21 protein-coding genes and 1 tRNA gene are annotated in these 23,119 nt (G+C 55.2%); 13 read left to right on the top strand and 9 right to left on the bottom strand.

Annotation, left to right across the window (positions count from 1 at the left end; genetic code table 11):
• Positions 1–3 precede the first annotated feature (3 nt).
• From OR573_15580 to glnT, 6 genes are all read right to left on the bottom strand, one after another.
• Positions 4–942: a PDR/VanB family oxidoreductase gene (locus OR573_15580; protein XGA79877.1), complete on the bottom strand. Its 939-nt coding sequence runs from the start codon at positions 940–942 to the stop codon at positions 4–6.
• Positions 939–1,427, bottom strand: a complete 489-nt coding sequence (locus OR573_15585) for a dimethylamine monooxygenase subunit DmmA family protein (GenBank protein XGA79878.1) — start codon at positions 1,425–1,427, stop codon at positions 939–941. The genes OR573_15580 and OR573_15585 overlap by 4 nt, the downstream gene beginning before the upstream one ends.
• Positions 1,428–2,163: 736 nt before the next feature.
• The gene (locus OR573_15590) at positions 2,164–3,489 is read right to left on the bottom strand and encodes an FMN-binding glutamate synthase family protein (protein XGA79879.1); all 1,326 of its coding nucleotides are present in this window, start codon (positions 3,487–3,489) and stop codon (positions 2,164–2,166) included.
• A gap of 13 nt (positions 3,490–3,502) precedes the next feature.
• Positions 3,503–4,189: a protein glxC gene (locus OR573_15595; GenBank protein XGA79880.1), complete on the bottom strand. Its 687-nt coding sequence runs from the start codon at positions 4,187–4,189 to the stop codon at positions 3,503–3,505.
• A complete protein-coding gene (locus tag OR573_15600) occupies positions 4,190–5,107 on the bottom strand; it encodes a class II glutamine amidotransferase (protein ID XGA79881.1) in 918 nt (305 codons plus the stop codon).
• Between the two features lie 81 nt (positions 5,108–5,188).
• On the bottom strand, positions 5,189–6,523 hold the full coding sequence (gene glnT, locus OR573_15605) for a type III glutamate--ammonia ligase (protein ID XGA79882.1): 1,335 nt from the start codon (positions 6,521–6,523) through the stop codon (positions 5,189–5,191).
• A gap of 500 nt (positions 6,524–7,023) precedes the next feature.
• On the opposite strand from glnT, the gene OR573_15610 reads away from it, so the two are divergent.
• The 9 genes from OR573_15610 to OR573_15650 all read left to right on the top strand — a co-directional run bounded on the left by OR573_15610 (position 7,024) and on the right by OR573_15650 (position 17,044).
• Positions 7,024–8,157, top strand: coding sequence for an aminomethyltransferase family protein (locus tag OR573_15610; protein ID XGA79883.1), 1,134 nt, complete (start codon positions 7,024–7,026; stop codon positions 8,155–8,157).
• A 147-nt stretch (positions 8,158–8,304) separates the two neighbouring features.
• Positions 8,305–9,171, top strand: a complete 867-nt coding sequence (gene purU / locus OR573_15615; protein XGA79884.1) for a formyltetrahydrofolate deformylase — start codon at positions 8,305–8,307, stop codon at positions 9,169–9,171.
• Positions 9,168–10,085 carry a bifunctional methylenetetrahydrofolate dehydrogenase/methenyltetrahydrofolate cyclohydrolase FolD gene (gene folD / locus OR573_15620; GenBank protein XGA79885.1) on the top strand — a complete coding sequence of 306 codons (918 nt, stop codon included), beginning with the start codon at positions 9,168–9,170 and terminating at the stop codon, positions 10,083–10,085. Before purU ends, folD begins: the two co-directional genes overlap by 4 nt.
• A gap of 22 nt (positions 10,086–10,107) precedes the next feature.
• Positions 10,108–11,349, top strand: a complete 1,242-nt coding sequence (locus OR573_15625) for an FAD-dependent oxidoreductase (GenBank protein ID XGA79886.1) — start codon at positions 10,108–10,110, stop codon at positions 11,347–11,349.
• A 65-nt stretch (positions 11,350–11,414) separates the two neighbouring features.
• A complete protein-coding gene (locus OR573_15630) occupies positions 11,415–11,705 on the top strand; it encodes a sarcosine oxidase subunit delta (GenBank protein XGA79887.1) in 291 nt (96 codons plus the stop codon).
• A complete protein-coding gene (locus tag OR573_15635) occupies positions 11,702–14,647 on the top strand; it encodes a 2Fe-2S iron-sulfur cluster-binding protein (protein XGA79888.1) in 2,946 nt (981 codons plus the stop codon). The genes OR573_15630 and OR573_15635 overlap by 4 nt, the downstream gene beginning before the upstream one ends.
• Before the next feature lie 3 nt (positions 14,648–14,650).
• Positions 14,651–15,364, top strand: a complete 714-nt coding sequence (locus tag OR573_15640; GenBank protein ID XGA79889.1) for a hypothetical protein — start codon at positions 14,651–14,653, stop codon at positions 15,362–15,364.
• An 83-nt stretch (positions 15,365–15,447) separates the two neighbouring features.
• Positions 15,448–16,230 (top strand): IclR family transcriptional regulator, encoded by a 783-nt coding sequence (locus tag OR573_15645; protein XGA79890.1) that lies wholly within the window; start codon positions 15,448–15,450, stop codon positions 16,228–16,230.
• Positions 16,231–16,426: 196 nt separating this feature from the next.
• Entirely contained in the window at positions 16,427–17,044 is a 618-nt protein-coding gene (locus tag OR573_15650) for an XRE family transcriptional regulator (GenBank protein XGA79891.1), read from the top strand.
• A 238-nt stretch (positions 17,045–17,282) separates the two neighbouring features.
• Here OR573_15650 and OR573_15655 read toward each other — a convergent pair whose 3' ends face one another.
• Entirely contained in the window at positions 17,283–17,798 is a 516-nt protein-coding gene (locus OR573_15655) for a hypothetical protein (protein XGA79892.1), read from the bottom strand.
• Between the two features lie 199 nt (positions 17,799–17,997).
• Here OR573_15655 and OR573_15660 point away from each other — a divergent pair, with 199 nt between their 5' ends.
• Positions 17,998–19,299 carry an IS1380 family transposase gene (locus tag OR573_15660; GenBank protein ID XGA79893.1) on the top strand — a complete coding sequence of 434 codons (1,302 nt, stop codon included), beginning with the start codon at positions 17,998–18,000 and terminating at the stop codon, positions 19,297–19,299.
• A 461-nt stretch (positions 19,300–19,760) separates the two neighbouring features.
• Here the strand turns inward: OR573_15660 and OR573_15665 are convergent.
• A tRNA-Arg gene (locus OR573_15665) sits at positions 19,761–19,837 on the bottom strand.
• 160 nt (positions 19,838–19,997) lie between these two features.
• Positions 19,998–21,065 carry a transposase gene (locus OR573_15670; GenBank protein XGA79894.1) on the bottom strand — a complete coding sequence of 356 codons (1,068 nt, stop codon included), beginning with the start codon at positions 21,063–21,065 and terminating at the stop codon, positions 19,998–20,000.
• Positions 21,066–21,086: 21 nt separating this feature from the next.
• Here OR573_15670 and tnpA point away from each other — a divergent pair, with 21 nt between their 5' ends.
• The 3 genes from tnpA to OR573_15685 are packed head-to-tail and all read left to right on the top strand — an operon-like array spanning position 21,087 to position 23,092.
• Positions 21,087–21,512 (top strand): IS200/IS605 family transposase, encoded by a 426-nt coding sequence (gene tnpA, locus OR573_15675; GenBank protein XGA79895.1) that lies wholly within the window; start codon positions 21,087–21,089, stop codon positions 21,510–21,512.
• A 60-nt stretch (positions 21,513–21,572) separates the two neighbouring features.
• The gene (locus tag OR573_15680; protein ID XGA79896.1) at positions 21,573–22,571 is read left to right on the top strand and encodes a TRAP transporter substrate-binding protein; all 999 of its coding nucleotides are present in this window, start codon (positions 21,573–21,575) and stop codon (positions 22,569–22,571) included.
• Positions 22,571–23,092, top strand: coding sequence for a TRAP transporter small permease (locus OR573_15685; GenBank protein ID XGA79897.1), 522 nt, complete (start codon positions 22,571–22,573; stop codon positions 23,090–23,092). Before OR573_15680 ends, OR573_15685 begins: the two co-directional genes overlap by 1 nt.
• The last annotated feature ends 27 nt before the right edge of the window (positions 23,093–23,119 follow it).

The raw sequence follows: 23,119 nt of genomic DNA on the forward strand, positions 1-23,119 counted from the left end.
GATTTATAGATCCAGCACCAGGTAGTCGCTCGATGAGCGTGACACGCAAGGCATGATGCAGCGCTGGCTGGCTTTCTCCTGATCATCGAGAAAGGCATCCCGATGCTCGATGTCACCGTCCACCACCGAGGTTTTACATTGGCCGCATACACCGCCACGACACATATTGGGTATCTCAAGGCCATGGGCTTCCAGAGCGTCAAGCAGAGGCGTATCCCCCGCGACGGCGACGTCCTGCTGCGAGCGTGAAAGCCTGGCCACAAAAGGCTTGCCTGGCTGAGGAGCCGTGAAGGCTTCGTAATGAACCCGCTGAGGTGACCAGCCCAGCGCACTCGCTGTGGCTTTGACGTCCTGAATCATCGCCTCAGGGCCGCAAACATAGACGTGGGTGCCAAGCGGCTGGTGTCCGAGCAGGGTGTAAAAATCGGGACGTTCGCCGGAATAGCAGTAAAGCCTGTTGCCAAAACGCTCCGTCAAGGCCTCACGAAAGGCCCCTGTTTCGGCATTGCGATACACGTAGTGCACTTCAAAGGAAGCTTGACGTTGTTCCAGCTCATAGCCGTAAGAAAGAAACGGCGTTATTCCGATGCCACCGGCAATCAATATGTGGTGCCGCGCCTGCCAATCCGGTAGAAACATGTTGGCGGGCGGAGAAATAAACAGCCTGTCCCCTGGGCGAAACTCACCATGCATGAACTGAGAGCCTCCTCGGGAGCGCTCCTGCAACCGCACCGCGATGCGATAATGACTGCTGTCAGCCGGGTTGCTGATCAAGGAATACGCATTGCGGAAACGCTTCCCCTCACCTTCCATCTGCACCACCACGTGACTACCGGCAGAAAACGGCGGCAGGGGCTTTTCATCAGCAACAAACGTAAACTGTTTGATAATCGAGCTGATCTGCTCGATCTCGGCGACACGTACCGGAATCAGGTCACTCATGAGTCAAACACCTCCTCGCGGGGAACCTCACCGGGCACCTCGGCATCTATCCGCACGCCCATATAGGCCCCCAGGCGTCGTGAAAAATGATCGCGAACTTCCAACGTGAGCCCACACCCCTGGCAGCGGGTGGGTGACGCCGTGACAGGCTCGCTCATAAAACGGCAGTGCGTGCAAAACACGCGTCGGGCGTTATCTGCTGAAGGCAGCAAGGTGATTTCAGCGTCGAGCAGCCCGTGTGCCAGGGCCAGGGTATGTACATCCCATAAAAACGCTTCGCTGCCCGCCACAATCACATGGCAACCTTGGGTCAATGTTTCCAGCTGGGTCGCCAGCGTGGTGGAAAGTGCGTCACGGTCGCAGCATTGCAGTGGCACGTTCTGCCACTCAGACGGCAACCCCGCCGGGGGCGCGTCAGCGCGATCAGCACAGATAATGAAATGAAACGGCGTCCGGTGTTTATCAATCGGCGCCACATGTTTCATGATGAGATTTACCGCGTCTGGCTCAGCCACACACACATAGTAGTTAGCTGTTGCGGGATGCTCAGGCGTTACATATATCGGCCTGCTTTTTATCCTGTCATCATCAGGAAGAGCGTTATGCTGCATTGACTTTTTCCCCTTGATAAATACCCGGTTAATGGATGCCAGCGCGACAGAGACGGAATCGAAAGACATCAAGGTTTTATATATGAAACCTAAATATCACCAGTGATACTGAAGCCGCTCCATTTAGTTCTTGTGGTGATATTTTATTTACTGTAGATAAAGCACGTTTCATGCCAAAAACAAAAATCATCTTAATTTCATAGATTTATAAAAAAAGAACAAAAAGAGGCCGCGCTGTAATAGTGCAGATGACGCTTTAAAAAGCCTGTATTAGTGCATCCGCTGACCTTTATCTGGATAGAAATTAAATAGTGAATATTTCTTTTTATATATACACTAAAGAAACCACTCATCACGCCAACTAAACACACTGGGCGCGCGCTCTTTTTAAGCGATATCCTGCACAACAATTAAAAAGTTATTTTTTAAAACCCTGCTTGGCATTTCTGTTTAAAAGCACTTGACGCTACCGCATCGAAGGCTTGATAGGTGTTGCTGAAGAGCATAAAAAAACCCGAAGCCTGGAAGGGGTATCCAGCCTTCGGGGTAGCGTTTAATGATGCAGGCAGCTACCTGTCACCAGATAGCAGATTGACCTTCCAATGCCAGCCTAAAACGTTTGACCAGGCACCCAGGTGGTACCCGCCAGGGGCACTCGCGCCATGGCAGCCGCTTCGATATTCAAGGCCACCAGATCTTCCGGTTCCAGGTTATGCAGGTGGGATTTCCCACAGGCTCGGGCCAACGTCTGCGCTTCCAGAGTCAGCACACGCAAGTAGTTGGCCAGCCGCCTGCCACCTTCCACCGGGTCAAGGCGTTGGCTCAGCTCCGGGTCCTGCGTCGAGATCCCCGCTGGGCATTTTCCTTCCTGGAAGTCATCGTAATAGCCAGACGCTGAACCCAGCTTGCGGTACTCTTCTTCAAAACGTGGGTGGTTATCCCCCAAGGCGATGAGGGCAGCCGTACCAATGGCCACGGCATCCGCACCCAGGGCAATGGCTTTGGCAACGTCAGCACCGTTACGGATCCCGCCCGAGACGATCAACTGCACCTCACGGTGAACGCCCATTTCCTGCAGGGCCTGTGTGGCTTGAGGAATCGCCGCCAGGGTGGGAATACCGACATGCTCGATAAACACATCCTGAGTGGCTGCCGTGCCGCCCTGCATACCATCCAGCACCACAACATCCGCGCCGGCTTTCACCGCCAGCTTGACGTCGTAATACGTGCGCGTCGCGCCAATCTTGATAAAGATGGGCACCTGCCAGTCGGTAATTTCACGCAATTCGGCAATCTTGATGGCCAGGTCGTCGGGCCCCGTCCAGTCCGGGTGGCGGCAGGCGCTACGCTGATCAATACCTTTGGGCAGCGTGCGCATGTGGGCGACACGATCCGAAATTTTCTGGCCCAGCAGCATCCCGCCGCCACCCGGCTTGGCGCCCTGCCCTAAGACCACCTCGATGGCATCGGCTTTGCGTAAATCATCCGGGTTCATACCATAGCGTGACGGCAGGTACTGATAGACCAGTTTGGATGACTGACCGCGTTCTTCTGCGGTCATGCCGCCATCACCTGTGGTCGTCGATGTGCCGACTTCCGATGCTCCGCGCCCCAGCGCTTCCTTGGCTTGTGCTGACAAGGCACCAAAGCTCATACCGGCAATGGTCACCGGGGTATCAATCACCATCGGTTTTTTGGCGTAGCGGGTGCCTAATACCACCTCGGTGTCGCATTTTTCCCGATAGCCTTCGAGCGGGTAGCGCGACATGCTCGCACCGAGAAACAAAAGATCATCAAAATTTGGCACCTTGCGCTTGGCACCCCAACCGCGAATGTCGTAGATGCCTGTTTCGGCGGCACGCTGAATTTCGGCGATGACATCTCGACCAAAGGTAGCGGACTCTCTCAGTGCCGGATTAATCGTGTTATCTGTCATGTCAGGCTCCAGATCAGTAGGCCGAGGCATTGGTGACTTTGAAGTGGTAGAGCTGGCGTGCTGATCCATAGCGCGTAAAGTCGCCAGGGTTTTCGTCGCTACCTGCCTGTTTGAGTAAATCTGCCAGCTCGTCCAGGTGCTCCTGACGCATTTCCTTGGCGACGCAATCCGCCCCCAGAGACGCCACTTCCCCTTTTACATAGATGTGCACTTCGTAGAGCGAGTCGCCCAGCGCCTCACCGGCATCGCCGCACACCACCAGCCTGCCGGCTTGCCCCATGAAAGCGCTCATCGGGCCGATATTACCCTTGACCACGATATCCACCCCTTTCATGGAAATACCGCAGCGCGCCGAGGCATTGCCTTCAATGACCAACAGGCCACCGTGAGCGGTAGCGCCCGCCGACTGGGACGCATCGCCTTTGACATGCACCTTGCCCGACATCATGTTCTCGGCCACGCCAACCCCGACATTTCCGTTCACGGTGACATGCGCTTTCTGATTCATGCCCGCGCAGTAATAGCCGGCATGCCCATCAATTTCGACGCTGATCTGCTCATTGAGTCCGCAGGCAATATTGTGCGCCCCGTTGGAATTACTGACACGCCACTCACGCTCGCTGGCGGTCATTTGCGGATCATGCAGTGCCTGGTTGAGTTCTCGCAGACTGGAACTCGCAAGGTCGTAATGTTTCATCATTTAGGCAGCCTCCACCTTTATACCGTCACGTTCCCACACATAGATTTTTGCCGGCTCCGGCTCCCAGACAGTTGCCTCCTTGATACCCGGAAGGTCAGCCAGGGCGCGGTACTCGGATGCCATTGCCACGTAGTCATCGGTTTCAGCAATAACGGCGGGTTTACAGGAAATCGGGTCGCGCACGACCGCAAATCCATCCCGTGTGCCGATCGTGAACGTGAAGAAACCGTCCAGGTCTTTGAGCGCTCCGGTCAGGGCCTGATTAAGGGATTCACCCTTGGCCATCCGCCAGGTCAAATAGCCAGCGGCAACTTCAGAGTCGTTATCGGTCTGGAAAACAATGCCCTGACGCTTGAGCTTGTCGCGCAGGCGGTTGTGGTTGGACAGGGAGCCGTTATGCACCAGACACAGATCCAGCCCGGTTGAAAAAGGATGGCTGCCCTGCAGCGTGACGGCACTTTCGGTAGCCATGCGGGTATGCCCGATCGCGTGGCTGCCGCGCATGTTGCTCAATTTGTAACGGGTTGCCACTTCACCGGGCAGGCCGACACCTTTGAGAATCTCGATGCTTTTTCCGGCACTCATCACGCGAAGGTCAGCCGCATGATCCGCCAGCCAACCCAGCACGCGGCTTTCTTCTTCGGCTATCTTGAACACCCCCACGTTGGCATTCTGAAACCATGACGCCAGGCTGCCGAAGGCGGTTTGCAGCCTGTCGGCGAACGCCTGCCAATCGTAATCGGCATCATCACATTGCAGGGTCAGCTTGACGCCATCATCATATTCGTCGCCATACACCGCAAAACCGGCACTGTCCGGCCCACGGTCTGTCATGGCAATAAGCATCGGCTCAAACAGCTCACCCAAGCGGCTTTCCAGCTGCGGGTTTTTCAGATAAAGCCCGACAATTCCACACATAGCATTACCTCGATAGATTCACGCTGAGGCGTCATGGGCGCCTAAGCACGCAAAAGAACGTATGAAAAAAATAAAATGACGTTAGAAAAACTCTACATAGCGCTGAACTTCCCATTCACATACCTGGCGGCTGTACTCTTTCCACTCCTCACGCTTGACCTTGATAAACTCGTCAACGATCTCGACGCCCATGCCATCGCGCAGATGGGTATCCGCTTCCAGGGCATCAATCGCCTCTTTAAGCGACTGCGGCAGAATCTCGATGCCTTGCGCTTGGCACTGCTCTGGCGTGAGCTCGTAAAGGTTGATGTTCTGCGCCTTGCCGGGGTCCAGCTTGCGCTCGATGCCATCCATTCCCGCCGCAATCAGGGCGGCGTGAACCAGATAAGGATTGCAGCCAGCATCGGGGAGACGGAATTCAAGACGGCCATAAGGCACGCGCACCATGGCCGAACGGTTGTTATCGCCATAGGCAATGAATACCGGTGCCCAGGTCGCCCCGCTCGCCGAACCGCCGGCCACCAGGCGTTTGTAGGAATTCACCGTTGGGGCAGCAAAGGCACATAGCGCCGGGGCGTGATGAAGTAACCCGCCCAGAAAATGGTAAGCCGTCGTCGACAGGCCAAGATGCTGGGGGTCGCTGTCATCGCCAAAGACGTTATTGCCGTCTTTATCAGCAATGGAAAGATGGATATGCATGCCGTTGCCAGGCCGATCAGCATGCGGCTTGGGCATAAAGGAACACACCATGCCAAGCTCGTTGGCGATTTCACCGGCGGCCATGCGCACAAAGGTAAAGCGGTCAGCAGAGGTCAGGGCGTCACTGAAGGTGTAATTGATCTCGAACTGGCCGTTGGCATCTTCGTGATCAATTTGGTAGATATCAAAGTCCACCGCCTGAAGCGCTTCGACCAACCTTTCCAGAAACTCGCGTGAGCGCGACAAGCCTTTATAGTCGTAGCAGGGCTTGGCCAGCGTATCGCTCTCATCAACCGGCAGCAGCTCACCGGACGCTCCCCGCTTGAACAAGGAAAACTCAGGCTCCAGGCCGGTGTTCAACGTCCAGCCCAGCTCGTTTAGCCGCTCTAACTGACGCATCATGACAACGCGGCTGTCCAGCGCGTGCGGGGCATCATTGACGTAACCGCAGCACGCCATGCGAGCGTAGTGTTTCTGCCACGGCACCAACGACAACGAGTTCAAATCACCTTTGGCCATAAAGTCCGGCCCATGGGGCTGCATGCCAAGGCCCGACACCGCAAAGCCAGCGAACCCCGCGCCTTTCTCAACGACATCCATCAGGCAGTTAGCCGGCACTGACTTGGTTTTGGCCGCACCGTGTATATCCACGAACTGGGCCAGCAGATAACGGATGTCATGCTCTTTGATCAACTCAACAGCAGCTTCTGGAGACATACTCAACCCTCTTAAAAATTCTTTTCAAGAAACTATATTTCTCAAAAAGAAAGGCACATAGCATGCCAGAATGTCTCGTCGACCGTTAAAAACCTCCTCAAATACCTACAAAACACTGATTTAAATGAAATAAATATTTAATTCAGGATTTCAAGAAAGCATTTCCCATCTTTTCTCCTATTGGTTTCTGTGCCTTGACCGCGCCATAACGGTGCAAATTTGCCAAAACGCGCGCCCATAAAGAACAAATGACACGCATATAAAAACCTGGAGGAAAATATGGCGAATATATCGACCTAAAAATTCAAAAAATAAGTAACTGTTTTTTATATGAAATAAACCTGTGTCTCATGCATTTTCTGTATGCACTGACACGTCATGGCAAGCTTATTGCTTCACTACAAGGAAACATAATTTCTTTTAAAGAATCCATAAAGAGCGACAGCCACTTCTGGTTTCTTTTGGAAAACCTGCCCTAACCGACTGGAAGGAGAATTGATATGACAACGTTATGGCGTACTTCTGCCCTTGCCGAACGCCACCATGCACTCGGTGCGACACTGGAAGACTGGAACGGCATGGGGACTGCGTTTCGTTACGCGGGAGCGGATACCGCCGATCACCACGCCGCCATTCGCACCCAAGCAGGCTTGATGGATGTCTCTGGTCTGAAAAAGATCCATTGCGTTGGTCCGCATGCCAAAGTGCTGCTAGACCATGCCACCACGCGGGATATGTCAAAGCTTTACCCGGGAAAATCTGTCTATGCCACCATGCTCAACGAGGCTGGCAAGTTCGTGGATGATTGCATTGTCTACTGCCTGGCGCCGAATGCGTACTTGGTGGTGCATGGCACCGGCCTGGGCCAGGAAATGCTCACTCTAGGTGCCTTGGGTCGTAACGTCAGCCTGATGTTTGACGATGATCTTCACGACTTGTCACTGCAAGGGCCATTGGCCGTCGACTTTCTTGAAAAGCATGTTGAGGGTATTCGCGACCTGCGTTACTTCCACCATTTGCAGACCCGCCTGTTTGGCTTTGATGTGATGATTTCACGCACCGGCTATACCGGTGAGCGCGGCTATGAGATTTTTTGCAAGGCCAAGGATGCTCCCTCTGTGTGGGACGAAATCCTCGACAAGGGTGCCCCCATGGGCATCGTGCCATGCGGTTTCGAGACACTCGATTGGCTACGCGTGGAAAGTAACCTGCTGTTCTATCCCGTTGATAACTCCGAGACATACCCCTTCCCCGACCAGCCCGCCGGCGACACGCTATGGGAGCTGGGGCTGGACTTCACCGTCTCCAAGGACAAGAACGAGTTCCGGGGGGCAGGCGAACACTTCCGCCTCAAGGGCAAGGAGCGCTTCAAGATCTTTGGTGTATTGATTGACAGCGAGGAGGCGGCAAGCGCTGGGGACACCCTCTGGGCAGATAACAAGCAGGTCGGCATTGTTACCGAAGGCATGTTTTCAAGGCTCAGTGGCCGCTCCATGGCACTGGCGCGCCTTGATGTTCCTTATGCCGAGCACGGTGTGCCGTTGGAAATACGTGGCAGCCTGCAAGCCACTGCCAGCAGCCATAGCTTGCCTTTTGATGACCCTGACAAACAAAAGCGCATTGCCAAAGGCTAGATGAAACGATCAATAAAAAGGAAAATCCATATCGACAAAAGCCAAATATGAAGTCAATCTATTATATAGAGATATATTTGGCTTTAAATCGATAAATTTCTTATTTTTTATTTATATTTAAAATTTTAAATTTATATAGGAAAGAAAATGAAGGATTCTTGTGACAGTTACATCATCCGCGTTTCTTGCCCGGCTACCTCCGGCATCATTTCGGCGGTGACCTCGTTTTTGAGCGAGCATGACTGCTATATCAGTGAACTGGCCCAATACGATGATGAAGAGCTGCAAAACTTCTTTCTGCGTGCCAAGTTTCGCTTCAATGAAGGCGTGAGTGGGGATATCGAGACATTGCGTGATGAATTTGCCGCCATCGCCAAGGACTTTGAGATGGAGTGGCAGATTTACAGCAGTTCCAAACCCATGCGCGTTTTGCTGATGGTCAGCAAGTTCGATCACTGCCTGAGCGATTTGATGTATCGCCAGGCGCAAGGTGAGCTGGACATGGAAATCACCGCCATCGTCTCGAACCATCGCGACCTTCGCCCCATGGCCGAGCGCGAAGGCATCCGCTTTGTTTACCTGCCGGTCACTAAAGAGACCAAGGCCAAGCAGGAAGCCGCGCTGATGGATATCGTCGAAGAGACCGGTACCGAGCTTGTCGTGCTGGCACGTTATATGCAGATTCTGTCTGACAACCTGTGCCGCCAACTGTCCGGGCGCGCCATCAATATTCACCACTCCTTCTTACCGGGGTTCAAGGGGGCCAAGCCTTATCATCAGGCACATACGCGAGGCGTCAAACTGATTGGTGCCACCGCGCACTACGTGACCTCTGACCTTGATGAAGGCCCGATCATCGATCAGGAAGTTCAGCGCGTTAACCATACCTATCGCCCTGAAGACCTGGTCGCCGTGGGGCGTAACACGGAAACCATCGCGCTTTCCCGTGCGGTCAAGTATCACCTGGAGCACCGCATCTTCCTTGATCAGAACAAAACGGTGATTTTCCAATGACCCTCACAACGCAAACATCTGCCGCCTTGATTGACGGCAAGGCCTGGGCCGAGCGGGTACTGGTTGAAGTGGCCGACAGCGTGGCGCAACTGGAAGCGGAAGGCACCACACCGGGGCTTGCTGTGGTGTTGATCGGTGAAGATGCCGCCAGCCAGGTATATGTGCGCAACAAGATCCGTAAGGCTGAGGCGGTCGGGATCCGTTCGCTTGAGTATCGCTTCGACACCTCCTTGACCCAGGCCGAACTGCTGGCACTGATCGACAAGCTGAACCAGGACCCTGAGGTCAACGGCATTCTGGTGCAGCTGCCGCTTCCCGACACCATCAGCGAGGACGCCGTGATTCAGGCGATTTCCCCGCTCAAGGACGTCGACGGGTTTCATCGTGAAAACGTGGGAGGGCTGGCACAGGGCGCTGACGTGCTGACTCCCTGCACGCCTACCGGCTGCCTGCGTCTTCTGCAGGAAACCTGCGGCGACCTGAGCGGAAAACATGCCGTGGTTGTCGGGCGCTCCAATATCGTCGGCAAGCCCATGGCCGCGCTGCTGCTTCAGGCCAACTGCTCGGTCACGGTGCTCCACTCACGCAGCGTTAACGCCGAAGCCATCGCGCGCCAGGCGGATATTGTCATCGCGGCGGTAGGTCGCCCGAAGATGATCAATGCCGACTGGCTCAAGCCAGGTGCGGTGGTGATTGATGTGGGCATTAACCGCATCGAAGAGTCAGTCAATGGCGAGCCAAAGACGCGTCTTGTCGGGGATGTAGACTTTGCCAGCGCCAGTCAGGTGGCCAGTGCAATCACCCCGGTACCCGGCGGTGTCGGCCCGATGACCATCGCTTACCTGATGCAGAACACGGTGGTCGCCACCCGGCTTCAGCAACACCACAAAGCGGCTCAGCCAGCACTTATCTGATCTACCACAGGAGGGCGTTGTCATGCCTTTTGGATTATTGAAATACGGTTTGTCCTCGGAGTATCCCGTCGATGTGGACTTGCCTCCCCCCAAAGAGCTCAAGCCCTCCTACGATGTGGTGATCATCGGTGGCGGTGGCCACGGGCTGGCCATTGCCTATTATCTGGCCAAATACCACAACATCACCAAGGTAGCCGTGCTTGAAAAGGCTTACCTGGGGGGCGGCAACACGGCGCGCAATACCGCCGTTATCCGCTCTAACTACCTGACCTCGGAAGGGGTCAGGTTCTATAGCGAGTCGGTCAAGCTGTTCCAGAACCTCTCGAACGAATTTGACTTCAATATCATGTATTCCGAGCGCGGTCAGTTAACCCTGGCACATACCGATGCCACGGTACGTGCCTTCCGCCAACGCGCAGAGGTTAACAAACATTTCGGCGGACGCACCGAAATGATCGACCGTCAGCAGATCAGTGAGTTGGTGCCAACGCTTAACCTCGACCCGGGGCACTTGCCGGTTCTGGCCGGTTTGTGGCACCGCGACGGCGCCACAGCGCGCCATGATGCCGTGGCCTGGGGCTATGCCAAGGAAGCCGCCAAGCGCGGCGTTGAAATCCATCAGCTCACTGAAGTGCAGGAGCTGATCATTGAAGGCGGGCGCATTACCGGGGTGAAGACCAATCGCGGCACTATCCAGTGCGGTTGCGCCGTGCAAGCGGTTGCCGGGCACAGCTCGATCCTGGCCAAAAAAGCCGGCTTCCGCCTTCCGATTATCAGCTACCCGCTGCAGGCGATGGTCACCCAGCCGGTCAAGCCATTCCTGAACCCGCTGGTCAGCTCTTCCGCCCTGCATTGCTACGTTCAGCAAACCAGCCGTGGCGAAGTAGTGTTCGGGGGCGGCTCCGACCCCTACCCGCTTTACAACACGCGCTCTACGCTGGAAATGAAGGAAAGCCTGATTGCCAGTGGCATCGAGATGTTCCCGTTTCTGGCCAAGGCCAAGCTGATGCGCCAATGGGGCGGGATTACCGACATGACCCCGGATTACAGCCCCATCATGGGGGAAAGCCCGGTTGAGAATTACTACCTGGATGCTGGCTGGGGCACCTGGGGCTTCAAGTCAACGCCCATCTGCGGCAAGACCATGGCAGAGCTGGTAGCCAACGGCGGAAAAGTGCCGGCGCTGATTCAGCCATTCCGCCTGGAACGTTTTGCCAATTTCCAGCAAGTCAATGAAATGGGCGCGACAGCGGCCAGTCATTAACGTCAGCCGCTTATGTCAGCCACCGTCTCAGCCACCGTCTCAGCGACTATGTGAAGGCACGCTCAATGAAAGTCATGAACTGCCCGCTCAACGGGCTACGCAATATCAGTGAGTTCATCTATGGCGGAGAACTCAAACCGATGCCCGGTCAATGCAGCGACCGGGAATGGGCCCACTATGTGTTTTATAGCGACAACACAGCAGGCGTTATTACCGAATGGTGGATGCATGCCGCCTCCAGCTACTGGTTCCTTGCTGAACGCCATACTGTTACCGATGAAATACTGCGTACGTTCGATCCCAAGGAAGTTTTCCAGGAACGTGTCGAGTTTTCCTCTGAGGAGACACGCAAATGAACCGCACCCAACCATCAGGCAATACACAGACGATGGATAACCGCCTTCCCGCTCCCATGGGGCTCTATATCGACCGTCAACAGCCTATCAGCATGACGTTTGAAGGGCAGACCCATCAGGGTTTTTGCGGAGACTCGATTGCCAGTGCGCTGGCGGCTGATGGCCGTTATCTGCTGTCCCGCTCGTTCAAGTACCACCGCCCGCGCGGCCCGCTCACCATGGCCGGGCAAGATGCTAATACGCTGGTGCAGCTGCCCGATGAACCGAACGTACTGGCAGATACCTGCCTTGCCTACGAGGGTTTGAACGTTACAGGCCAGAACTACAGCGGCAGCCTTGACCACGACAGCGACATGAAGCTGGGTAAGTTCTCGAAATTCATGCCGGTGGGCTTTTATTACCGTTCTTTCTATAAGCCGAAAGGTGCCTGGAAATACTGGGAGTCCCTGATTCGCAAGAAAGCCGGGCTGGGTCGCTTTGACCTCAAGGCGAAGGGCGATTATCACGACAAAGCCTACCTGTTCAAAGACGTTGTGGTGGTGGGCAGTGGCCCCGCCGGGCTTAAGGCTGCCTTGACGGCTGCAGAAGGCGGCGCCCAGGTACTGCTGGTTGAGCAGGAACCCTTGCTGGGCGGCGCGCTGACCTACGCCCGCTTTGATGAACAGGGGGTGCGTGCCACGGCATTGCGTGATGAACTGGTGCCGGCCGTGGAAGCACACGCCAATATCCATGTGCTGTGCAACGCCACCTGTAACGGCTGGTTCACTGACAACTATTTGCCGGTCATCCAGGACAAGCGGATGTACAAGGTGCGCGCCAAGGAATGCATCGTCACCGCCGGGGCCTTTGACCAGCCGGTCATCTTCCGCAACAACGACCTGCCGGGTATCATGCTGGCCAGCGCCGCCCAACGCCTGATACGCCATTACGCGGTGCGCCCAGGCAAGCGGGCCGTTGTGTTAACCGGCAATGATGACGGTTATCTGACCGCCCTCGACCTGCACGAACAGGGCGTGGATGTAGCGGCCCTGGTGGATATGCGCGCGGGGCCAACCGACAGCCAGCTAAGCCAGGCCATCAAGCAGCGCGGTATCACCCTGCATCTTGAGCATACCGTTTTCGAAGCGCTGTGCGACAAGACAATGCACCGCGTTAACGGGGTCGATATCCGGCGTATTACCCAACGCGGTGAAGTGGACAAAGAAAGCGTGACTCTGGAATGCGACCTGCTGTGCATGAGCGCAGGCTATATGCCTGTCTACCAGCTGTTGTGCCAGGCTGGCGGCAAGCTGACCTACAACGACGATGTCGCCGAGTTTTCGCTTTCCAACCTGCCCGAACACCTGCATGTAGCAGGCTCGGTCAATGGTTTGCACGACCTTGAGCAGGTGCTGCAGGACGGTATCTTTGCCGCCAGCCAGGCACTGGCTAATCTGGGGTTATCCGCACCGAAAGCCGACCCTGTGACCGAAGCGCCCAGGCAAGTGAACTTCCCGTGGCCCATTTTCGCTCACCCCAAAGGCAAGGAATTCGTCGATTTTGACGAAGACCTTCAGATCCGCGATATCATCAACGCCACCCGCCACGGTTACCGCGATGTCCAGCTGGTCAAGCGCTTCTCCACCGTTGGCATGGGGCCGTCACAAGGCCGCCACTCTGCGCTGCCCACTGCCCGCCTGGTGGCTGATGCTACCCAGCGTTCAGTCAGTGAAACCGGGGTGACCACCGCACGCCCGCCGTTTACCGCCGAAACCCTGGCGCACCTTGCCGGACGCAGCTTCGACCCTTTCCGGGTGACCACCATGCAACAGCGTCACCTTGAACTGGGTGCCGTCATGATGCCTGCCGGCGACTGGCAGCGCCCGGCCTATTATCCCAGTGCCGACGGCCGCCTTGACCGCCACCACTCGATGCAGGAAGAAGCCCGGCACGTCCGCGAGCACGTTGGCCTGATTGATGTCTCGACCCTGGGTGGCCTTGAAATACGCGGCCCAGACGCAGCAGAATTTATCAACCGCATCTTCACCTTCGGCTTCCTCAAGCAGCCGGTTGGCCGCACGCGCTACGCGGCCATGACCAACGAACAGGGGGTGGTCATTGATGACGGGGTTTCCTGCCGCCTGGCTGACGATCACTTTTATGTGACCGCCACTACCAGCGGTGTCGGCCGCGTGTTTCAAAGCATGCTGCAGTGGAATGCTCAGTGGCGCCTGGACGTGGATATCGCTAATGTCACGTCTGCCTTTGCGGCGGTAAATATTGCTGGCCCCTTATCACGTCAGGTACTTGAAACCGTGTGCACGGGCGTCGACCTTTCCGCCCAGGCGCTTCCCTACCTGGAGTTGCGCGAGGGCTATGCCGGCGATGCGCCAGCTCGCCTTATGCGTACAGGGTTTGTGGGTGAGCTAAGTTATGAGCTACACGTGCCAGCGCGCTATGGCGAATATCTCTGGGATCTGCTGATGGAAGCCGGCAAGGCTTTTGGCATTCGCCCCTTCGGTGTTGAGGCACAGCGCCTGCTACGCCTTGAAAAAGGCCATGTCATCATCGGCCAGGATACCGACGGCATGAGCCACCCTGGCGAGATTGGCATGAGCTGGGCGGTTAACCGTACAAAGCCGTTTTTCGTCGGCCGCCGTGCGGTGGACATCCTTGACGAACAGCCCGCCAAACGGCGCCTTGTCGGCTTTCAGCTACCCGCTGGCAGTGCCAAACCGATGGAAGGGCATCTAGTGCTCGACGGTACGGATATCACCGGTAACGTGACGTCCTGTGAATACTCCACCACTCAGAACGCCATTATCGGCCTGGCTTATGCCGGGGCGGACAAGGCCCCCCCCGGCAGCCAGATCACGATTCGGGTCGAAGGGGGAGCAGAAGTCAGCGCCGAGGTCGTCAAGCTACCTTTCTACGATGCCAACAACAGTCGACAGGAGATGTAAGTCATGGCGACCCTCAAAGACACGCTCACTCCCAAACGTACGCCGCTTTATCACCTTCATCAGGCGGACGCTTCCCGTGCCGAGGGATGGCAGGCGCTGAATGGCTATGCCATTGATGGTGGGGACAACACAAGCCTTGACGCTGACTTCACCTCGGCGGCGCATTGTGCACTGGTGGATGTATCGGCGCTGGCCCGCCTTGGCGTGCGCGGCAGCCATGCTGCCAGCTTTCTCGACGAACATGGTTATCAGCTGCCTGATGTGCCGAACCAGGCAACTCGCCAGCCGGATGGCAGCCTGGTCGCGAGACTTTCTGCCAGCGAGTATCTGCTGCTTGGCAGTCTCAACGCTCAGGAGCAGCGGATCAGCCAGCAGGAAGCTACCTGGCCACCCGCTCAGGCGGGCGTTTACCTGCTGCCTCGCCAGGATACCCATGCCTGGCTGGCCCTGACGGGCACCCATGCGAGCAACGTCATGGCCAAATTGTGTGGGGTTGACCTGAGCCCTGCTGCCTTTGCCCCCGGCCAGGTCGCACAGACCTCTGTGGCTCGGGCGAATGCCATCGTCATCAACGCCAGCCAAACGGAGCTTACCTGCCTGTATCTGCTGGTTGATAGCGCCTCGGCCAGCTATTTCTGGCCGGTGCTGCTGGATGCCATGCAGGAATTTGGCGGAAAGCCATTGAGCATCAAGGCATTTATGAACAAGGTATCTTGACGGATAATGCACCTTAACGGCCCGACGGTGGTTAACACCGGGGCCGTTAAACATCGATCCCTTTCAGCAAGGCCTTAACACGTATGGCGAAACCATCCACTAAAGACAACGATTATACGGTTCCCGCGCTTTACCGGGGTCTCAGAATCCTCGAGTTGTTCAACAGCCAACAGCGTATTCTGACGACTCAGGATTTTGCTGATGCACTAGAGGTCAGCACCTCGTCGATCTATCGTATTGTGACCACACTGACCGAGATGCACTATCTCGATAAAGTGGCCAAGAATACCTATCAGCTTGGCCCCCAGGTGATTTCCCACGGTTTCAGCTATCTGGCCAGCCGCGATATTGTCGATATCGTCATGCCGCATTTGAATGCACTGCGCAACCGCGTATCAATGTCCTGCCACCTCAGTGTGCGTGAAGGCCAAGATACTGTGTATATCTACCGCTCGTTTGCGTCTCAACGGCTGTCGGTGAACATCCCGGTGGGCACCCGCATCGCTTGCCACAGTTGCGCCATGGGTCGCATTCTCCTCACCGCTCTGGACGAAACCGAGCTCGACGCGCTTTATCACCACGTGCGCCTGGACGGCTATCCTGCCCCCGCGCCGCGCACCTTGCCAGAGCTTAAACACACGATTGCCAATGACCGTGACGCAGGCTGGGTAATGCATCGCTCCGACCACGCCACGGCCATCGCCACCGGGCTAAAAGATTATCAGGGGCGGATTGTCGCGGCGATCAACATCTCAGGCCCCGACGCTATGATGGACAACGATGCCTATATCAACGACCTCAAAGAACAATTACAGGTCACGGCCGAACGCATCTCTTTTGAACTGGGTAATATAGGACGGCGCTGACTCGCCGGTGAGCAATGCATATCGACCACTGTGGATGCCGTAAATAGCTTTACATTTCCGCTTATGCTTTCATGTCAATATTGTCTAACTTTTATATCACCTCGGGTGGCTGGCACTCCTGCCCCCGAGGGCGGCAACATAATGGTTTCAATATCAACAGGCGTCATGAACACCAAAATCATAAGCGAAGGCACTCATGAGCGAAAAGATCACCACTGATAAACAGGACACGCGCCTAAGTCTGGAACAGCACATCGCCAGGGCACTGAAGCGTAAACGGATTTCGCAGGGATACAAAATATCAGACGTCGCTCGTATCGCAGAGCTTAGTCAGGGCATGATCAGTAAAGTGGAAAATGCCCAAGTATCCACTAGTCTGGACACGCTGAGCCGCCTCTGCAATGCCATTGACCTGCCGATATCCAAACTTTTCAGCGATTTTGATCTTGGAGGGCGTGGTGCCCAGCACGTCAAGGCTGGCGAAGGCATGGAAGTTGTGCGCACTGGTACGGAAGTTGGCCACACCTATCAGTTATTGAGTTACCGCCAGGGACCAAATAAGCGATACGAACCGTTTTTGATCACCATGGACGATGCCAGCGAAGTCTTTCCCAACTTCTGCCATGCCGGGCACGAATTTATCTACCTGCTCGAAGGCAAGCTCGTTTACCGGCACGGGGAGCATTTCTATACCATGAACGCCGGCGACAGCCTGGCCTTTGATGCTGCTGTGCCGCACGGGCCCGAACAGCTGATAGAAGTTCCCATCAAGCTGCTCTCGATCATTCATTACGACAAAGAAGATCAAGGGTAAGCCGACCCGGCGGACAGGTCACCTTACGGTGTCACCCGCCAGAGCTCAGCCCAGTACCGCGATGAAATCGACATTAATTTTTAACGATGTGTCCAAATCAGGTTGACAGGTTCCGGCCCTACCAGGAGACCCTGGCGGGGCGGTTTCGCGTAAAGAAATTGTGTAAATTTTTCTATATGCAGAAAGGGGCTGCCTCCTTTTCATGTTCCCTATAAAACAGGCATTCACTACTTTGGGCTTACCCACTCACCTCCAAAGTGATACCGCACTGATTTTCTACTGAGGCCTTAACAGCCTCGTAGCATGCCTCCAATAAATATGGGCTTGGCTCCTGTCGCTCTGGAGCTTGGCCATAGAGAAAAACATCACCGATACCGATGTCTCTATAGTGCTCTCGTGCGTCAGCGATCAGATTTTCTTCATCAGCCTCAGGATCAGCATCCAGATAATCGTTTATCACCTCGCTCGGTATAGACCCATCGATTAGTGCGATCAATTTTCCTGGCGCCGGGTATTGTCCGTAGAATAGATGGCCTTGCGGGATATCAACTCTGAGGCGCCAACCAGGGACGTTTTGATCATCGAAGACTACTGTGAGATCTCCGAAGTTGGCAGCTCGTTTTGCGAAGAGAGTTGGTGATCTAATTGTCTTGAAAAGACTCTGAAAGAGCTGAATGGCCAGGTTTTCGATGGCTATCAGCGCAATGTCTGGGCGCTCTTGGCACAGAGCTTTCAGCTCCATATCGTAGAGCATAGAGTGCTCAGAATCGGGGATATCTAGTCCAGAAAGCCTCGGAAAATTTGCTCCATTAGCTTTCTCTGTTACGTAGCAAAGATGTTGCCAGTCACGGCAACCTAACCCGAATTTCTCACAGGGTATAAAAGAAAGCGGCTGAAAATGTTAAAGTTTCAGGACCTTACACCAAAAACCAACATCAACAGCCGCTTCCAAAATGGTACCTGAAAAACTGACCTTCTCGCCACTCTCACGCCGCCAGATTGAAGCCGATTTCTCCGGTGGCCACATTACCTCCGATGCTGGGTTGCTTCTGCTTCGTGAAATCGACAAACAACATCGCCTGACGCGCCGCTTGGCATCGGTACTGCATGATCCTCGGGCACCGGAGCAGATTCGCCACAAACTCGACACCCTGGTTCGTCAGCGGGTGTTCGGTGTCGCCGCTGGCTACGAAGATTTTAACGACCATGAAGCCCTGCGCTATGATCAGGCCCTTCAGACGGCACTGGATGAAAATGAGGTGCTGGCGGGCAAGTCAACGCTGTCCCGGATAGAGCAGAACGCTGATCGACAAGCGATAGTGAAGGCCCATGAGCTACTCTGGCATCACTTCATCGAGCAGCATGACGAACCACCCAAAGAGATTGTGCTGGACTTTGATGGCACTGATATTCCCGTGCATGGCGACCAACCCGGCAAGTTCTTTAACCGCTATTACAATCACCATTGCTACTTCCCACTGTATGTCTTCTGTGGCCACCATCTGCTGGTGAGCTATCTGCGCACCAGTGACCGCAGCGACAGCCGCCACAGCTGGGCCATCCTCGCCCTACTTGTCCGCTTTATCCGTCAATACTGGCCCGACACCCGCATTGTATTACGCGGCGATAGCCATTTTTGTCGCCCCCGGATGCTGAACTGGTGCGATCGGCATCACGTCGACTACATCGTGGGTATTGGCAAGAACAGTCGGCTGCTCAAGGAAGTGGACGTTCCCATGATGCTGGTACGCAAGACCCAGTGGCAGGTAGGAGGGAAAGTGGCAGAGACGTTCCGCTTCCAATATCAAGCGCACTCTTGGAAGTACCCGCGCTGGGTGGTGGCCCGCCTGGAAGAAGGCGAGCTTGGCTCCAATCCCCGGTTTATCGTCAGTTCCCGTTACGACGATGGCTTCAAGCTTTACTACGAGCAGTACTGTGCTCGGGGCGACATGGAGAACCGAATCAAGGATCAACAACTGAGCTTGTTTGCTGACCGCACGTCCAGCACGCACTGGTGGGCTAATCAATGGCGGCTGATCTTATCAGGCTTTGCCTATACGCTGTTCGAGCGGTTACGGGCTTACCTGAAGAACACGCCCTTCGCACGCATGAGCCCAAGTAGCCTCAGGCTCAAACTCATCAAGGTGGGCGCGGTTATCATCCGCAATACGCGCCGAGTCCGAGTACTCATGAGTGACAGCTATCCCTATAAAACGGCGCTATCCGATCTCGTCAGACAGTTGGTGCCGAACTGAATGCTCGGGCGCCCCCGGCCCGATGCAATGGGGGAAAGGGGGAAGTGTGCCTGAATGACGGAAAATGGTTAAAAAGTAGGCTATTTAAGCCGTGCCAATAGGTGTTTAGCGATATTATGGTCTGAGTGCGGTGCTGGCTGAGGTGCTATGAGAAATCCGGGCTAGTAGCTGTGTGAATTGCACGTTGTTTCCTCATCCTTGGTGTGACGATCACAATATATGCCGCTGTGTCCAACATCCCTCAAAGGCCGAAGGTCATTTCAGGCTACCATAGTGCTTAATTTTATTGAAACCAAGACAACGTAAATATGTGACCACACTGGTGGCTAGAAAAAGCCAAAGGTCATAATAGGATAGATATAAAAGGAATGTTATGTAGAGATTGTGGCCACAATTTGGTCACAGGATGGTCACAAGCAAAAAATAAGGGCCTACGAATTAACGTAAGCCCTTGAAATAATTGGCGCGCCCAGCAGGATTCGAACCTGCGACCCTCGGCTTCGGAGGCCGATACTCTATCCAACTGAGCTATGGGCGCACAGTCGTTGCGTATGCTACCTGTGTGGGCGGTTGGTGTCCAGCGGTGTGGGGGAGATGTGTTGCCAGATTGGTGCGCGCTGGTGCATTCTTTCAGGGTGTTAAATGATATTGATCTACCTTATCGAAAACATGAGATTCCTTTGACGTCCTCTCCCCGCCTAAAGTCGGGGGATTCCAACGGCTTGAGGGCAACGTCCTGCCCCGAGACGCAGGATATTTCGGGCTGCATTCACATCCCGGTCATGCGAGGCACCACACTCGCTGCATATCCAGTCTCTTATTCCAAGACCTGCGATACCTTTCGGCCTTTCCTTGGGCAGTGCGCCACAATTCGAGCAGGTCTGGGTAGTGTAGGCTTCATTGACTTCTTTGAAGACGGTGCCTGCGTGATCGCATTTGTATTCCAGCATCGTCTTCAACTGATGCCAGCCAGCGTCCAGCACTGACTTGGCCATATGGGTTTTTGTCAACTTTGAGGCGCTGACATTACCTACGACGATAGTGCCGTACTGGCGGGTCAATTTGCGGCTGAACTTGTGGTTGGCATCCTTGCGACGATTCTTGATCTTGGCATGGATCGCTTTCACACGCCGCTTGTTCCCCGCTCTCTGGGCCGCTGCCAGTTTGGCTTCCAAGACGCGATAGAAGCGTCCTGCCTCCAGCTTTTGGCCGTCGCTGCATGTCGCGGTATCTTTAAGGCCAAGATCAATGCCAACCTCGCCCTGGGCCTTATTAGGCGGAATATCCACCTCAACCACGACATTAAAGTACCAGCGGCCACGGGCATCTTCATTGAAACTGCCTGAACGGAATTTGTAGTGGCTAAGGCCGTAGCTATCCCAGACCTTGAAGTAAGTGCCATTGTGGAACACCTGACCGTTTTTCCACTTCGCCGCGCCGGTATTCACTGGAATCCAGCCGAGTGAGCGACGAACACCGCCGGACTTGCGCCACGCCAACCGCGACTTCTTGAACTGTTTGCGGCGTGTTGTGTATTCACGGGCGACTTCCTGCAACGTTTGACTGTGCAGACCCAGGTCCTTACCTGCACCTCTGGTGTAGGGGTGCATATCGTAGGCTGATAGAAACAGACCTCGCTCACGAATCGCTCGTGAACTCAGTTCGTTAAGGTAGTTCCAGACAAAGTTCACGCGGCGTGCCATACGATTGAGTTGGTCGACGTGCTTGTCTTTGACTCGAACCTTGAGGGTCTTGGTCTGTTTCATGCTTTGGAGTATAGTTGGCCTATGAACACTAAACAAGAATTACGCACGGGCAGGCACTGCGTTTTTATGATTCACGCCCACTTGGTCTTTGTGACAAAATTCCGTGGCAGAATCTTTAACGCTGAACACCTCGATTCCCTCGAAGCGCTTTTTCGGCGGGTATGCGCTGACTTCGAAACAGCGTTGGTGGAATTTAATGGCGAGACGGATCACGTTCACCTGCTGGTGAACTACCCGCCAAAAATGGCGCTATCCAAGCTGGTGAACAGCCTGAAAGGCGTATCAAGCAGGCGTATGAAGCTATTGCACCCTGAGCTGGCGAAATCGGCATACCTGAAAAACGCCCTATGGAGTCCCAGTTACTTTGCAGGAAGTGTCGGTGGGGCACCTATATCGGTCGTCCGTCAATATATTGAGGAACAAAACCGCCCTAACAAGTCGCCCTAGCGGGCGACGCGCTCTACATCCCCGCAATAGAAGTACGGGGTTTTCCGCGCAAATCTGATAATGAAAAAATTTGCACTGAACACGCTGGCACTGTCTGTTTCCCTGGCCATTGTTGGCACTGCCAACGCGGCTGAATTTGATGATATGGATCCGGTCACCCTGCGCCTGGCGCATGTGGTGAACGAGCAGGATGGCTTTCATATCGCCGCGCTTAAGTTTGAAGAACTGGTGGAAGCGCGCCCCGATGGCAAGGTGGATGTCGAGATCTACCCCAACGCCTCGCTGGGTGATGAGCGCACCCTACTGGAAGGTATGCAGATCGGCACTGTGGATATGGGTGTAATTACCAACGGCCCGGTGGCCAACTTTGTGGAAGAAATGGCGGTGTTTGAGCTGCCCTTCCTGTTCCCCTCCAATGAAGCCGCGTATGAGGTGCTGGATGGCCCGATTGGCCAGGAGCTGCTCGACAAGCTTTCCGAGGTGAATCTCAAGGGACTGGCCTATGCCGAGCGCGGTTTTCGTAACCTGACCAACAGCGAGCGCGCCGTTAACTCGCCTGCCGATCTGGATGGCCTGCGCATCCGTGTGATGGAAAACCCGGTATACACCGATACCTTCCGAGAGCTGGGTGCCAACGCTATTCCCATGGCCTGGACCGAAGCGCTGACCGCCATGCAGCAGGGCACCATTGATGGCCAGGAAAACCCGGTGAACGTGATTCACTCCTTTGACCTGAATGAAACCCAGACGCATATGACGCTTTCGCGCCATACCTATGCGCCCGCGATTTTTGTGATGGGCATGCCGGTATGGAACCAATTGCCGGAGGCCGCGCAAACCGTTATTGAAGACGCTGCCCAGGAAGCCGCTGAGCACGAGCGCCAGATGAATGCCGAGATGGAAGCTGACCAGCTGGCCGCTCTGCGTGAAGCGGGGATGCGGATCAATGATTCGCCGGATCTGGGCGCCTTCCAGGAAGCCGTAGCGCCGGTGTATGAGAAATACGGCGAACAGTTTGGTGATTACCTGCCCCGCATCCAGGAGGCGCTGGCACAGTGATGGCCAAAGCACAGCCGCTATTGGCGCTGTTGCAACGCATTGAACGCGGGCTGGATGCCATCATCCAGCCCGCTGTTTTTGCCTGCATGGCGGCCTTGATTGGCGTTATTACCCTGCAGATTGTCTCCCGGGTGCTGTTTACTGCCGTGGGCTGGACAGAGGAAGTCGCCCGCTTTCTGCTGATATGGATGACCTTTCTGGCGGCCACCCTGGCCTTTCAGCGCGGCCGCCATATTGCCGTGACCTTTGCCGTCGATGCCCTGCCCCTGGCCGCACGGCGGATTGCCCGGCTGGTGGCGCTAGCCGTGGTGCTGGCCTTGCTGGTCAGCCTGATCGTGATCGGCTATCGCTATATGCAGGTGCAGAGTTTTCAGAAATCCGCTTCGCTGCGTGTCTCGATGACCTACATCTATGCGGTGATGCCGCTATGTGCCGCCCTTATGGCCTGGTATACCCTGGTGGATATGCTTGAAACCCTGATTCATGGAGAGCCTCAAGTGGCAAAGGAGGACACCCTATGACGCTGGTACTGTTCGGGCTGTTTTTCC

It is taken from the genome of Halomonas sp. CH40 (assembly GCA_041875495.1).
GTDB lineage: Bacteria > Pseudomonadota > Gammaproteobacteria > Pseudomonadales > Halomonadaceae > Vreelandella.